The 13,902-nt window shown below is 38.6% G+C and carries 18 protein-coding genes; 10 read left to right on the forward strand and 8 right to left on the reverse strand.

What is annotated here, in order from left to right; genetic code table 11:
* Positions 1–5: 5 nt before the first annotated feature.
* Positions 6–827: a UDP-2,3-diacylglucosamine diphosphatase gene (locus P7V56_RS04005; RefSeq protein WP_171220970.1), complete on the reverse strand. Its 822-nt coding sequence runs from the start codon at positions 825–827 to the stop codon at positions 6–8.
* Positions 828–943: 116 nt separating this feature from the next.
* Here P7V56_RS04005 and trmB point away from each other — a divergent pair, with 116 nt between their 5' ends.
* The 7 genes from trmB to P7V56_RS04040 all read left to right on the forward strand — a co-directional run bounded on the left by trmB (position 944) and on the right by P7V56_RS04040 (position 5,769).
* Positions 944–1,618 (forward strand): tRNA (guanosine(46)-N7)-methyltransferase TrmB, encoded by a 675-nt coding sequence (trmB, locus tag P7V56_RS04010; protein WP_171220969.1) that lies wholly within the window; start codon positions 944–946, stop codon positions 1,616–1,618.
* Positions 1,619–2,245: a lysine transporter LysE gene (locus P7V56_RS04015; RefSeq protein ID WP_171220968.1), complete on the forward strand. Its 627-nt coding sequence runs from the start codon at positions 1,619–1,621 to the stop codon at positions 2,243–2,245.
* A 1-nt stretch (position 2,246) separates the two neighbouring features.
* Positions 2,247–2,573: an MGMT family protein gene (locus tag P7V56_RS04020; RefSeq protein WP_171220967.1), complete on the forward strand. Its 327-nt coding sequence runs from the start codon at positions 2,247–2,249 to the stop codon at positions 2,571–2,573.
* A gap of 169 nt (positions 2,574–2,742) precedes the next feature.
* Positions 2,743–3,876, forward strand: coding sequence for an Mrp/NBP35 family ATP-binding protein (locus P7V56_RS04025; protein ID WP_171220966.1), 1,134 nt, complete (start codon positions 2,743–2,745; stop codon positions 3,874–3,876).
* 96 nt (positions 3,877–3,972) lie between these two features.
* The gene (locus P7V56_RS04030; RefSeq protein WP_171220965.1) at positions 3,973–4,212 is read left to right on the forward strand and encodes a NifU family protein; all 240 of its coding nucleotides are present in this window, start codon (positions 3,973–3,975) and stop codon (positions 4,210–4,212) included.
* Between the two features lie 164 nt (positions 4,213–4,376).
* Positions 4,377–5,435: an NAD(P)/FAD-dependent oxidoreductase gene (locus tag P7V56_RS04035; RefSeq protein WP_171220964.1), complete on the forward strand. Its 1,059-nt coding sequence runs from the start codon at positions 4,377–4,379 to the stop codon at positions 5,433–5,435.
* A 1-nt stretch (position 5,436) separates the two neighbouring features.
* Positions 5,437–5,769 (forward strand): 2Fe-2S iron-sulfur cluster-binding family protein, encoded by a 333-nt coding sequence (locus P7V56_RS04040; RefSeq protein WP_171220963.1) that lies wholly within the window; start codon positions 5,437–5,439, stop codon positions 5,767–5,769.
* Here the strand turns inward: P7V56_RS04040 and P7V56_RS04045 are convergent, their stop codons facing one another.
* The 4 genes from P7V56_RS04045 to P7V56_RS04060 form a co-directional block, all read right to left on the reverse strand.
* Positions 5,770–6,474, reverse strand: a complete 705-nt coding sequence (locus tag P7V56_RS04045; RefSeq protein WP_171220962.1) for an SGNH/GDSL hydrolase family protein — start codon at positions 6,472–6,474, stop codon at positions 5,770–5,772.
* A gap of 43 nt (positions 6,475–6,517) precedes the next feature.
* Positions 6,518–7,300: a DUF3050 domain-containing protein gene (locus P7V56_RS04050; RefSeq protein ID WP_171220961.1), complete on the reverse strand. Its 783-nt coding sequence runs from the start codon at positions 7,298–7,300 to the stop codon at positions 6,518–6,520.
* Between the two features lie 116 nt (positions 7,301–7,416).
* Positions 7,417–8,595, reverse strand: coding sequence for an acyl-CoA dehydrogenase family protein (locus P7V56_RS04055; protein WP_171220960.1), 1,179 nt, complete (start codon positions 8,593–8,595; stop codon positions 7,417–7,419).
* A gap of 247 nt (positions 8,596–8,842) precedes the next feature.
* Complete coding sequence (locus P7V56_RS04060) at positions 8,843–9,574, reverse strand: BamP family beta-assembly machinery protein (RefSeq protein ID WP_171220959.1); 732 nt, start codon at positions 9,572–9,574, stop codon at positions 8,843–8,845.
* Positions 9,575–9,708: 134 nt separating this feature from the next.
* Between P7V56_RS04060 and P7V56_RS04065 the strand changes: the two genes are divergently transcribed.
* Positions 9,709–10,530: a hypothetical protein gene (locus tag P7V56_RS04065; RefSeq protein WP_171220958.1), complete on the forward strand. Its 822-nt coding sequence runs from the start codon at positions 9,709–9,711 to the stop codon at positions 10,528–10,530.
* Between the two features lies 1 nt (position 10,531).
* Here the strand turns inward: P7V56_RS04065 and P7V56_RS04070 are convergent, their stop codons facing one another.
* From P7V56_RS04070 to P7V56_RS04080, 3 genes are read right to left on the reverse strand one after another with little or no spacing between them, the layout of a single operon-like run.
* Positions 10,532–11,242, reverse strand: coding sequence for a tRNA1(Val) (adenine(37)-N6)-methyltransferase (locus P7V56_RS04070; RefSeq protein WP_171220957.1), 711 nt, complete (start codon positions 11,240–11,242; stop codon positions 10,532–10,534).
* Between the two features lie 54 nt (positions 11,243–11,296).
* A complete protein-coding gene (gene rimM, locus P7V56_RS04075; protein WP_171220956.1) occupies positions 11,297–11,821 on the reverse strand; it encodes a ribosome maturation factor RimM in 525 nt (174 codons plus the stop codon).
* Between the two features lie 14 nt (positions 11,822–11,835).
* The gene (locus P7V56_RS04080) at positions 11,836–12,483 is read right to left on the reverse strand and encodes a 30S ribosomal protein S16 (RefSeq protein ID WP_171220955.1); all 648 of its coding nucleotides are present in this window, start codon (positions 12,481–12,483) and stop codon (positions 11,836–11,838) included.
* Between the two features lie 199 nt (positions 12,484–12,682).
* On the opposite strand from P7V56_RS04080, the gene P7V56_RS04085 reads away from it, so the two are divergent.
* Together P7V56_RS04085 and rbp are read left to right on the forward strand one after the other, a co-directional pair.
* A complete protein-coding gene (locus P7V56_RS04085) occupies positions 12,683–13,399 on the forward strand; it encodes a DUF6252 domain-containing protein (protein WP_171220954.1) in 717 nt (238 codons plus the stop codon).
* A 131-nt stretch (positions 13,400–13,530) separates the two neighbouring features.
* A complete protein-coding gene (gene rbp, locus P7V56_RS04090) occupies positions 13,531–13,851 on the forward strand; it encodes an RNA-binding regulator (protein ID WP_171220953.1) in 321 nt (106 codons plus the stop codon).
* The last annotated feature ends 51 nt before the right edge of the window (positions 13,852–13,902 follow it).

Consider the following 13,902-nt stretch of genomic DNA (forward strand, 5'->3'; position numbering starts at 1 on the left):
TGTTTTTATTTGTTCAAAGCGCTGATGAATTGCTCAGCCAATTTGTCTTCATATTCAAAATGTGGTTCGTCTTCCAAAAACGAATCATTCAGATTGTGCTTGTACAATTTCCACTTTTTATTGTTGTATTCCAAAGCGGTTAAATTTTCAACCCAATCCCCCGAATTTAAATAGGTTGTCGTTCCTTTTTCGGTTTCCACTACACTAATTTTCGGCTCGTGAATGTGTCCGCAAATTACGTAATCGTAATGGTTTTCTATGGCCAATTCGGTACAAACATTTTCAAAATTAGTGATAAATTTTATGGCCGATTTTACGTTGTCCTTGATCTTTTTAGATAAGGAGTAAGGTTCTTTGTTCATTTTGGCCAAAACCCAATTCAAAAAGCGATTGATTACAATCAGCAAATCATAACCCCAACCGCCTAATTTAGCTAACCATTTAGCATGATTTATCGAAGCATCAAATACATCACCGTGAAAAATCCAGGCCTTTTTGCCATCTAAATCTAAGACCAATTTGTTGAGTAAACTCAAATTGCCCAAATGCAAATCGGTGAACTTTCTCAGGAATTCATCATGGTTTCCGGTTAAGTAATACACTTTTGTACCTTTGGAACTCAGGGAAATAATTTTCTTAATCACTTTCAAATGCGAAGCCGGAAAGTAAGATTTTCTGAATTGCCAAATGTCGATGATGTCTCCGTTCAGAATTAAAGTTTTCGGTTTAACGGAAGACAAATAATTCAATAATTCTCTGGCGTGACAACCATATGTTCCCAAATGAACATCGGATATAACCACAACTTCTACTTTTCTTTTTTTCAAAATAAATCAGTTTATCAAAGAAAGTATTTTCCCGAAACAATTAGGTTACTTAAACATTATCAAAACTTTATTTGTACTGACTTTTATTTCCTTAATTTTACCGAAAATTTAAGTTTGTGGGCAGTAAGAATAAATTAAAACGATTTAAGGAAAACGAAACTTTTCAAAATGTTTTCCAACCAACACGAGAAGAAGTAGTAGGCGGTGAATTTCCGTTGAAAGGCAAATGGAATAGCGATTTTTTCAAAAACAATAATCCCATCATCATCGAATTAGGTTGTGGTAAAGGCGAATATTCCGTAGGCTTAGCCGAAAGATATCCGGATAAAAACTTTATTGGAATTGATATTAAAGGGGCAAGATTTTGGCGTGGTGCAAAAACCGCGGTAGAGGAAGGCATGCACAATGTGGCTTTTGTTCGTACCCAAATCGAATTAATCGAAGGTGTTTTTGACGCACAAGAAGTATCCGAAATTTGGATTACTTTCCCCGATCCGCAAATCAAATACAAAAGAACCAAACACCGAATGACCAATAGCGAGTTTTTGAAATTGTACAAAAAAATTTTAAAACCGGATGGTGTGGTGAACTTGAAAACCGACAGCGAATTTATGCACGGTTATACTTTAGGCTTATTACATGGCGAAGGACACGAAGTTTTGTATGCCAACCATCATGTTTACAAAAATGAAGGAGCGCCCGAGGAAGTAATTGGCATCCAAACGTTTTATGAAAAACAATATTTGGAAATCAACAAAGCAATTACGTATATTCGTTTCAAAATCAAATAGATGTCTTACATTTTGCCTCTTGTCTTAGGGTTCAGCATTGCGTTTTTGGCGGTTATTCTTCCGGGTTTAATCAATATGACGGCTGCTAAAATCAGTTTGCAAGAGAGTAAAAATGAAGCGATAAGCTTTGCTGCCGGCGCGGCTACGATTGTTTTTTTTCAAACTTTCATCGCCGTAATGTTTGCCCGATTCATCAGTAATCATGACGAAATTGTGGCGACTTTACAAGAAATAGGCATTTTTATTTTTACCGGATTAAGCGTCTATTTTTTCTGGATTGCCAAAAAACCCAAAAAACTGAAAGCCGACCGAATCGTCAAAGGAAAATCGAACCGTTTCTTTTTTGGCATGTTGTTGTCAATGCTCAATTTGTTACCCATTCCGTTCTATGTGTTTGCGAGTATGGGTTTGGCTGCCGCCGGTTATTTCAGCTTTGATAAAATTCCGGTTTATTCTTTTGTAATAGGAGTGGTTTTAGGTTCTTTCAGTGTTTTTTACCTTTATATTGTTGCCTTCAAAAAAATTGAAAAAAAGACCGAATTCCTAATGCAAAACATCAATATTGTCATAGGTTCGGTGACGACATTTATGGCAGTGGTTACTTTGATTAAATTACTTTACGGCTAAAATGGAAGATAATTTTTTTGAAAGAGTTTACGCCATTGCCCGACAAATTCCCGAAGGAAAAGTGACTTCGTATGGCGCTATTGCCAAAGCATTAGGCACAGCTCGTTCAGCCCGAATGGTAGGTTGGGCCATGAATGCCAGTCATGGCAGAGAGGATATTCCTGCACATAGAGTGGTGAATAGAATAGGTGTGCTTTCCGGGAAACACCATTTTGACGGAACCAATTTAATGCAACAACTCCTTGAAAACGAAGGCATTGAAGTCATCGATAATCAGATTGTAGATTTCGAAAAGCACTTTTGGCAACCGGAAATTAGTGAGCAGTAGGTAGTGTTGGTAATCAGTTGGCAAGCTGTTTTTTGTCGATAGATTGTAATTATCCAACCATCAAAAACTTTTCCCTTTTCCCTTTTCCCTTTTAACTATTTTCAAACTATCTTTGCAATCTAAATTCAGTTTAAATAAAAGAAACTGAAAAGCTTAATTATCATTCGAAATGAAACTAGATAGAAAAGAAATCTTAGCAGCTTTAGAAACCATTACTATCGCAGGCGAAGGAAAAAATATGGTCGAAAGCGGTGCCGTAAAAAACGTACTGACCTTCGGCAATGAAGTCGTAGTCGATTTAGTAATCACCACACCGGCGATGCATATAAAAAAACGTGCGGAAGACGATATCAAAAAATTAATCCACGAAAAATTCTCTGCGGATGCTGAGGTTAAAGTCAACATCAAAGTAGAAACACCAACCCAAAATCCGAACGAAATCAAAGGCAAAGCCATTCCGGGTATCAGCAATATTATTGCGGTTGCTTCAGGAAAAGGCGGCGTTGGAAAATCTACCGTGACCGCAAACTTAGCCGTGACTTTAGCTAAAATGGGTTTCAAAGTCGGAATCCTGGACGCGGACATTTACGGACCTTCTATGCCAATTATGTTCGACGTGGAAAACGAAAAACCAATCTCTGTTGAAGTTAACGGAAAATCCAAAATGAAACCGGTTGAAAGCTACGAAATCAAATTGCTCTCTATCGGATTCTTTACTGCTCCGAGTCAGGCTGTAATTTGGCGTGGTCCAATGGCTTCCAAAGCTTTGAACCAAATGATATTCGATGCCGCTTGGGGCGAATTAGATTTCATGCTAATTGATTTGCCACCGGGAACAGGTGATATTCACTTATCGATTATGCAATCGTTGCCAATTACCGGCGCTGTTGTAGTAAGTACACCACAAGCAGTAGCTTTGGCGGATGCCAAAAAAGGAGTATCGATGTTTTTATCAGACAGTATCAATGTTCCGGTTTTAGGAATCATAGAAAATATGGCTTATTTCACTCCTGAAGAATTGCCAAATAACAAATATTACATCTTCGGAAAAGAAGGTGCCAAAAACCTGGCGGAAGATTTACAAGTGCCGTTTTTAGGTGAAGTGCCATTGGTACAAAGCATTCGCGAAGCTGGCGATTACGGTCGTCCGGCAGCGTTGCAAACGGCTTCGGTAATCGAAAGGGTTTTCGAAGAAATCACCAGAAATGTTGTGCAGGAAACGGTAAACAGAAACAATGATTTACCACCAACCGAAGCAATCAAAATAACTACCATGGCAGGTTGTTCTGCTGTAAAAAAATAGACCGGTTAGACTTCTTAGATTATTAGACTACTCAGAAAATGAAGTATCTAAAAATCTAAAAGGTCTAACAATCTAACCATCTAAAATGTCAAAATTATGACTAACGAAGAATTGATTTTAAACATCGAAAAAGCACTCAACGAAATCAGACCATTTCTGAATTCCGATGGCGGCGATATCAGTTTGGTTTCTATAGAGGATGAAAAGCACGTAAAAGTGCGTCTTCAAGGAGCTTGTACTTCTTGCAGTTTAAGCATCAGCACAATGAAAGCCGGTGTGGAAACAACAATTAAAAAATACGCGCCACAGATAGAAACTGTTGAGAACGTAGCATAGTTGGGCGTTACCCGTTGAAAAAACGGGTCGGGCTGTCCGCAGTACACGGTACTTGCTCCCATCCCTAACGCATACTTTGCTAAGCATGACAAAAATCATAAAATAAAAGTTCCGGTTTAAAGACCTTAGCGCCTCAGAACCTCAGAACCTCAGAACCTCAAAAAATGATTGAAACAGATATATTGATTATCGGTGCCGGACCAACCGGATTGTTCGCCGTATTCGAAGCCGGATTATTAAAATTAAAATGCCACATTATAGATGCTTTGCCGCAACCCGGTGGACAACTAGCAGAATTGTATCCCAAAAAACCTATCTACGATATTCCCGGTTATCCCGAAGTGTTGGCTGGTGATTTGGTGACCAATTTGATGGAGCAAATCAAACAATTCCAACCCGGATTTACCTTAGGAGAAACCGCCGAAACCATTGAAAAACTGGAAGACGGTAGTTTTATTGTAACTACGAATGAAGGCACAAAACACTTGGCCAAAGCCATAGCAATTGCCGGTGGTTTAGGAACATTCGAGCCAAGAAAACCTATCTTAAAAGACATAGAGTTTTACGAAAAAGAAGATAGAGGCGTAGATTACTTCGTCAAAGATCCCGAAAAATACCGAGGCAAAAACATAGTGATTTCCGGTGGTGGTGATTCTGCTTTGGATTGGAGTATTTTCCTTTCTGATGTGGCCGCTTCAGTAACTTTGGTACACCGCAGAAATGAATTCCGTGGCGCTTTAGATTCTGTTGAAAAAGTACAGGAATTGAAATCGGCAGGAAAAATTAAGTTAATCACTCCGGGAGAAGTTATAGGCTTTAAAGGTTCGGAACGAATAGAATCCGTGGACATTGAAGTCAACGGTGCTCGTATGAATGTGGTAACCGATTATTTTATTCCGCTATTTGGCTTGACACCAAAATTGGGACCTATCGCCAATTGGGGATTGGAAATTGAAAAGAATGCGATTAAAGTTAACAACGCTTTAGATTATCAAACCAACATTGAAGGCATTTACGCCATCGGTGATGTGAATATTTATCCGGGCAAATTAAAATTGATTCTTTGTGGTTTCCACGAAGCGACATTGATGTGCCAAAGTGTTTACCAACGATTGAATCCGGGCAAGAAATATGTCTTAAAATACACTACAGTTTCCGGCGTTGACGGATTTGACGGTACTCGTAAAGAAGCAGAAAAAGCGGTAGTAAAATCGATAGAATAAGATGGCAAACGACGTAACCATAACCATAACCGACAGAGAAGGCATCAGTCACGAAGTGCAAGCACCAACCGACATGAACATGAACATCATGGAACTCGTTCGCGCCTATGAATTAGCACCCGAAGGCACTATCGGAATTTGTGGCGGCATGGCGATGTGTGCTTCTTGCCAGTGTTATGTATTAAATGATTTCCCTTTGCCTGAGAAAAGTGACGATGAGCAAGCCATGCTTTGGGAAGCTTTCAATGTGAAAGAAAACAGCCGCTTGGGTTGTCAAATCCACATCACTGAAGACCTTGACGGATTAGAAATAGAATTGGCTCCGGAAGCTTAATTAAAGTCCTAATTTAATTTTCGCCTCAGGCAAAATCCTTTCTACAAATTTAGAATAGGCAATAGTTGAGGGATGTAAACCATCATTGGCTACTAATTCGGGTTGTGCCAATCCCAATCGCGTGATATCAGTAATATTTACAAAAGTAATGTTGTTAGTTTCGCAATAATTTTTTGCAAAAGCATTGTATTGATAAACCCCTTCCGAAATGGCTATTGAACCTTGTCCAAAAGGCGTATAAGCATAATCAGGAATCGAAACTACTATCAGTTTGTTTATATCTCCTCCGGCTTTGGTAATGGCAATGTTAACCAATTCAGGAAACTCTTGTTCGTATAAGCTAAAAGGTCTGTTTTGGTACTGATTGTTGACACCAATTAAAAGTGTAACCAAATCATAAGTATTCTGAAGATTTTCATTGGCAATGGCCGTTTTCAAATTTGTAGTTGTCCAACCTGTTTGGGCGATGAGTTTGATGTTAAAGGTATCTTCCGGGTTTAAGAATTGCTCAAGGCTGTCTTTTAACTGTTCGGGAAACCGACAAGTTTCGCAAACGCTCTGACCAAAAGTATAACTATCGCCTAAAGCCAAGTATTTATACTGTACCGGAACAACTTCAGTAGTGGTATTGTCTTCATCAGAACTGCAGCCCATCAATGATAAACAAAGTAAAAACGAAAAGAATATTTTAGCCGAGTATTTCATAAGGATGATTTCAATACAATTACGGTAAAGCCACTGCGATGGTTTAAACCAATGCCAAGCTTGACGCTATTTTTTCTTCGATAGCATTCCAAAGTCCGATTCTTTTCTCCAAAGCCATAATTGAAACTTCTTCCACTTCTTTCCACTTTTGAGCGTTGTCTTGACAAAGTTCAGTAATCATTTGCATCGCCATTGGTCCGTGCTCATCGGCGTCTAATTCGATGTGTCTTTCGAAGTAGTAAATCAATTTAGACAAATCAACATCCGGGAAGTTTTGTTGGAAGTTTTTCAAGATTTCGGTAAACATATTCGGAATCAAATCTTCTCGGCCAAATGTAAACGCCGCCGCAATTTTATGTACTTTACCTTCTTCGATTACGCGGAAAGTAAAGTCGAGAAACGCTTTCACCTCAGGATGTAAATCACTTTGTTTGATAGCGATGAAGACATTTTTTGTATCAATTACCTTTTGCAAAAAGGCCTCTAATTCTTGGGTACAAGCGCCGCAACTTTGCATGGCTTCGACATACATTTCGAAATGACTTAAGCGTTTGCCGTCAATGGTCAAATCGCTTTCTTCTGCCAAAACAATTTCGTTAATCAAATACCGAGTCTCCGGATTCTCCGAGGCAAACCATGGCGTTGTGGTACAGGTCAATTTGCTTTGCAAGGCTTTCAAAAGCGACATAAAGTCCCAAACCGCATATACATGACTTTCGAGGAATTTATGCAAGTCGTCTATGGTTTTTACTTTTTCATAAAGCGGATGTTGCAGTAAACTGTTTTTCTGCGGGTGTATTTTTTCGTTAATAATAGAAATAGTCATAGCTTTTTTTATAGAATTTACGTAACCGAAACGCATCGGGTTTCACATAACAAAAATAAAAATGCTTCTCCGAAAAGAGAAGCATTTTGTATCAATTTTATTGATTGTTTAATCTTTTATTTAAAGGCCGGAATACCGGTAATATCGGCACCGGTAATCAGTAAGTGAATGTCGTGTGTGCCTTCATAAGTAATTACACTTTCTAAATTCATACTATGACGCATGATAGAATATTCACCGGTGATTCCCATACCACCCAAAATTTGACGGGCTTCACGAGCAATGTTAATTGCCATATCTACATTGTTTCTTTTTGCCATAGAGATTTGAGCGGTTGTCGCTTTGCCTTCGTTTCTCAAAACACCTAAACGCCAAGTCAACAATTGTGCTTTGGTGATTTCGGTAATCATTTCTGCCAATTTCTTTTGTTGCAATTGGGTTCCGGCAATAGGTTTGTCAAATTGTATTCTTTCTTTTGCATAACGCAAAGCCGTATCATAACAATCCATTGCAGCACCAATCGCCCCCCAGGCAATTCCGTAACGAGCAGAATCCAAACACATCATTGGTGCGCCAAGACCTGATTTTCCGGGCATTAAGTTTTCTTTCGGTACTTTTACGTTGTCAAAAATCAATTCACCGGTGGCCGAAGCACGAAGTGACCATTTGTTGTGCGTTTCAGGAGTAGTAAAGCCTTCCATACCTCGCTCTACGATTAAGCCGTGAATTCTGCCTTCTTCATTTTTGGCCCAAACTACGGCGATGTCAGCAAAAGGTGCATTTGAAATCCACATTTTAGCACCGTTTAACAAATAATGGTCGCCCATATCTTTGAAGTTGGTGGTCATGCCACTCGGATTTGAACCGTGATCAGGTTCGGTCAATCCGAAACAACCCATGAATTCTCCGGTGGCTAATTTGGGTAAATATTTTTGACGTTGTTCTTCGGTTCCGAATTTCCAAATCGGATACATCACTAAAGATGATTGTACCGATGAGGTAGAACGCACACCCGAGTCGCCTCTTTCAATTTCCTGCATGATCAAACCATACGAAATTTGGTCTAAACCGGCACCGCCGTATTCTTCCGGAATGTATGGTCCAAAACCACCAATTTCTCCCAAACCTTTAATGATTTGCTTAGGAAATTCGGCACGTTGTGCATAGTCTTCAATGATAGGAGAAACTTCACGCTTCACCCACGCACGAGCAGAATCACGCACTAATTTGTGTTCTTCCGTTAATAAATCATCTAAATTATAGTAATCGGGAGCTTGAAATAAATCTGGTTTCATTTTCTAAAAGTGATTAGTAATTAGTGATTAGTAATTAGCCAAAACCAGTTACGAAATCGTTTGCAAAGCTACATAATCTTACTTAAAATCTCAATCAACAATTGTTATAATTTTTTGAAGCTTTTTGCTTCGCCAGTTCACTCCTTGTCAGGAGCTCGGGTCCAGCTGTCCACTATATCTTTTTCTTTTTTAAATAAAAAAGAAAAAGGATGCCGCTTCCATCTGGGCTAGGGTAGTCGGCTTTAAATTAACGCTCGAGTTTCTTAAATTCTTTATTTTTTTCAAATAAAAAGTCGGCCATTTCCAATAGGTCTTGTCGTTCAGCCAAAGGTTTAGCTCTTGAATCCGCTTCGCAATAAGCAATGAATAAGGCAATTTCTTCGGGTTTAAGTTGGAGTTTTGTAAGGTAAAAAGCTTCGTCAAAATGCCCGGCTAGATAGTCTTTAAAAGTAATCGGCGGTAGTGGTTTTTCGGGTTTTTCTTTGTCTTTGTTTTTGAACCAATTCGCGATGCCTTTAAACATTCTCACAAAGTCGACCCCGTTTTCAATAGTGCCGTCATAAACATTAGTGACCTTAAGGGCATTGGCTTGTTTGGATAATTTGATGGCATCAATATCACCTTGAGTGATTTGCACTTTTAGGCTCGACTTTTTGACGATTTCAACATCTTCCAGTTCAACAGGTTTCTTGTTTAAACTGATAACCAGAGGATTTTGGTTTAAATCAGTTGGCGTGATCACCATTTTTAAATCGGCGTAGTCTTTAGTAAGAAAATAAAGTTCGTCACCGGCTGTAACCCAAAGACTAAAGTTTCCCTCGCCATCACTAGTGCTGCTTTTCTTCGAATTCATATTGACCACATCAACCAGACCAACAACTTTCCCCTCTGACAACACTTTGCCTTGAAGTAGCTTTCCGCTTTGCGAAAAACCCAAAATGGAAAAGAAAAGAAAGAACCCAAAAGTAATTTTCACCATAGACTTTGAATTGAAAACTGTCAATACTAAATTAGACAAAGCGGTCAGTGCATATTCCGAAGAATTTGTTAAAAATTATAGTACAAAAAGTTAAACTTAAAAAAGGTATCTTGGAACTCCTTTTAATTAATCTTATGAGAAAAGAAATAACGGTGTTGTTTTGTTTGGTGTGTACTTTATTTCAGGCGCAAACGGCAGTGCATTTAAAAGACAAAGAGACCAAAATGCCGGTAGCTTATGCCAATATCTGGAAAGCCGAATCACTTTATCGAACTGCCGACTCTACGGGTGTTTTTAGTGTTGATGACAATGATAAGACTAACTTTTTTAAAATCACTTGTGTCGGTTATCACGATACAATTGCCGAGATTACCCCCGAAATATTGCTTCGCCCTAATAAAATTGACTTAGCTGAAGTAAAGTTGGTCCAACGCAAATTCGAGAAAACACTAAAACTGGGCAAAGCCAAAAGAGGCGACAATCATTATGGTGTTCAATGGGACACCAAAATGGCGATGACCGCCAAATATTTTCCCAATAACGGAATCAAAGGAAAGTATCTCAGTAAAGCCAAGTTTTTTGCCACAGCAACTTCTAAAAACCGATTAATCAGTGTGATGGTGTATTCGGTTGGCGATGATGGGAAGCCAAACGAGATACTGAATAAGGAGACTCTTATTTACAAACTTAAAAAAGGAACGCATACAGTTGAGGCCGATTTGAACGCCTTAAATATTGAATATCCGGCCAACGGAATTTTTATCATTATTCAGCATCCGTTGTTGGAACAGAATAAAAACTACAGTAAAGATAATAGTCACCCTAACGGCTTTTTTTATGAGCCGTTAATTTCGATTGATGTCACAAATGAATTTACGGACAGTTGGTATTTTCAAGAAGAATGGAAAAGAAGCAAGAGTTATTCTTTAAATGTTGAACTGCTGGTTTCGGACTGATTTACAGTTTCAAATAAAAATCTTTAGTCAAGGTAATATAGCCTTCCGTGTATTGATGACGAGCTGTTTCAATGATGAGTTCATCGATAGGGAAATTGGTTTTTTCGGCAAAGGAAAATGCGAGTAAGCTTCTTTTGGTTTCGGAAGTCGGTGTACCTTTAACTCGGGTAATTTTTAACGGAAACAAGTTGCATTCTTGGGCTAAGGAGATGAATCTGGCTTCTTCTTTATAAGGAATAATCACAGCGAGTATACCATGTTCAGAAAGTAAAACCGAAGCGGCTTCCATCAAATCTTCAAATGGCAAAGCGTCTTGAAATCGCGCCAAATCTCTTTGTTCACTTTCGGTTTTGTAATCTTCGCTATAGAATGGCGGATTGGAAACAATTAAATCATATTCTTCGTCTTCCAAGTCTTCCATAAAATCGTCGAGTGAAGCGTGAAAACAGAACAAGCGGTCATTCCATGGCGAATTTTCAAAGTTTTCTACGCATTGTTCAAAGGCATTTTCGTCAACTTCGATGGCATCGATTTGCTCGGCATGACTTCTTTGAGCCAGCATCAAAGCCAAAATTCCGGTTCCGGCGCCAATATCCAATACCGAAAACGGACGATGGTCAATCGGAGCCCAAGCGCCAAGCAAAACGCCGTCGGTGCCGACTTTCATAGCGCAACGGTCTTGGTTAACGGTAAATTTTTTGAATTGAAACATAGAGGTGTTTGGGGTTTTACAAATAACCAAATGAACGAATAACCGAATTAACTTTTACAAGTACATTTCGATTAAGCCTTCCGGTAAATCCATCACGACCTTTTTGTTTTCTCTATCGATTTTTACCAGAAATTGGTCAATCATTGGGACAAGAATTTCTACAGCGCCGTTAACCACTTCAAAAAGTGGTTGGGCAGATGAGTCATTAATGGAAACTATTTTTCCAAAAACGCCCAAACGCTTATCTTCAATCTCAAAACCAATGACTTCGTGGAAATAGAATTGGTTGCCTTCCAGTTTGGGCAACATGTTTAGGGGAAGATAAATTTCACAGCCAATCATTTTGTCGGCTTCTTCCTCAGTATCGACATCTTCAAACTTTACGCGAAGGAAATCGTTTTTGTGCAGGTTACTGTTTTCAATAAAAAATGGAATCAGATCTTTGTTGAATTCAACAAATACTGATTCCATATCTTCATATAATTCGGGTTCGTCGGTATCTAAATAGATGAGAACTTCCCCTTTGAAACTAAATTTTTTGGCAATTTTACCTAAATAGAAACAATCTTCTTTACGCATGATTGCCTAAAATGTTAAGCTTCTGTTTCTTCGCTTGTTTCTTCAGCAGCAGGAGCTTCTTCAACAGCAGGAGCTTCTTCAGCTACCACTTCTGGAGCTTCTTCCGCAGCAGGAGTTTCCTCAACCGCTACTTCAGCAACAACTTCAGCAGTCTCTTCTGCTACAGTTTCTTCAACGGCAACTTCTTCCGCTACTTCCTCTTCTACTTTTGCAGCTTCTAAAGCGGCAGCAGCACGTTTGTCATTAGCTTCTTTTTCTGCTTTTAAAGCTTTGGCTTTGGCAGCTTCTTGTGCTTTTGATAAACCTTCTTTTTTAGCGGTTACTTTACCGGCTTTGTCTTCTAACCATTTAGCCAACTTAGCATCAGCTTGTTCTTGCGTTAAAGCACCTTTGCGAACGCCGCCATCAAGGTGGTGTTTCATCAAAGCACCTTTGTAAGAAAGGATAGCTCTGGCAGTATCGGTTGGTTGAGCACCATTGTGTAACCATTGAACCGCTTGGTCAAGGTTTAAATCAATAGTTGCAGGGTTAGTGTTTGGATTGTAAACGCCTAATTTTTCTAAGAATTTACCATCTCTTTTTGAACGAGCATCAGCAGCTACGATCCAATAAAAAGGTTTCCCTTTTTTTCCGTGTCTTTGTAATCTAATTTTTACTGACATAATCTTTTTGATTAATTTGAGGTACTCGACCTCGGTTATTTAAGGGCGCAAAGATAGTTATTTTTTGGAAACAAACTAATTGAAAGTTATATTTTTAGACTTAAGTTCTTGTCTTATCTAACTTTAACGTTATTTTTTTAAAATTTAATTAGCATTTTTATATTAAAAAGTTATTTTTGTGGAGAAATACATTGAAAAAATGAAAAGAATTTTGTCCCTTATTTTAGTTGCGGCAGCAATGACTTCTTGTCAAGAAGACTTGAAATCCAACGACCCGGGTTTTCAGGGGTTGAAGGATGATGTTTATTGGAGAGCCAATGACGCAAGAGCCTACTTGTCATCGGCAGGCCGACTTACAATAGAAGCTTTAACCGAGTATGAGCAAGTTACTTTGAGTACTACCAATGCCAACTTAGGTACTTATATTTTAGGTACAACCAATACCAATAATGCTGCGAGTTATACTTCAAGTTTGGATGGCATAAATTTAGAATATGCTACAACGATGGTGCCGGGACCGGTTTCAACTTTTACAATAGTTTCAGGCGGAACAGGATATACCAGTGGTTCTTCTGTGCCAACAACCGGCGGAACGGGAAGCGGATTGTTAGTTAATGTTACGGCTAATAGTTCAGGAGTAGTGACAGGATTAACCCTTGCCTCAAGAGGTAACGCCTATATGGCCGGAGATTTAATCACGGTGTCAGGAGGTAATGTTAATTGTACTTTCAGAATTCAAAACGTACAGAATAGTAATGGTGAAATTCAAATTACCGAGTACGATAATGTGAATATGACCATTTCCGGAAAATTTAAGTTCAATGCGGCTAATGTTAATAACAGTCCTTTTGGAGGTCCTATTATGAATTTCCAATACGGAGAATTCTACAGAATTCCGATTTATCCGTCTTTATAATTGTCAATTTACTTTAAACAATACAAGCCATCTTCGGATGGCTTTTTTTATTAAAATGGTAATAAATCCAAATTTATAGCGGTTTACGGTTTATTTAGGTTACCTTTGTGGCTGAATTTTAAATATACAATATGAACATTTTTGTTGGAAGTCTTCCGTTTAGTATAGACGAAGCAGATTTAAGAGATTCTTTTGAGGTCTATGGAACGGTTAATTCCGTAAAAATTATTACTGATAAATTTACCGGAAGAAGTAAAGGATTCGGTTTTGTTGAAATGGAAAATGACGCTGAGGCTCAAAAAGCAATCGACGAATTAAACGGTGCAACTGTTGAAGGCCGTACCATTGTGGTAAATAAATCAGAACCAAAACCGGAAGGTGAAAGAAGAAGTTTTAACAACAACCGTTCAGGTGGTGGTTATAACGGTGGTGGAAACAGAGGAAGATACTAATTCTTTTCTATACAGATACTTTAAAAGCCAGCTCATTTGAGTTGGCTTTTT

The sequence above is a fragment of the Flavobacterium sp. IMCC34852 genome, from assembly GCF_030643905.1.
GTDB classification, from domain to species: Bacteria; Bacteroidota; Bacteroidia; order Flavobacteriales; family Flavobacteriaceae; genus Flavobacterium; species Flavobacterium rivulicola.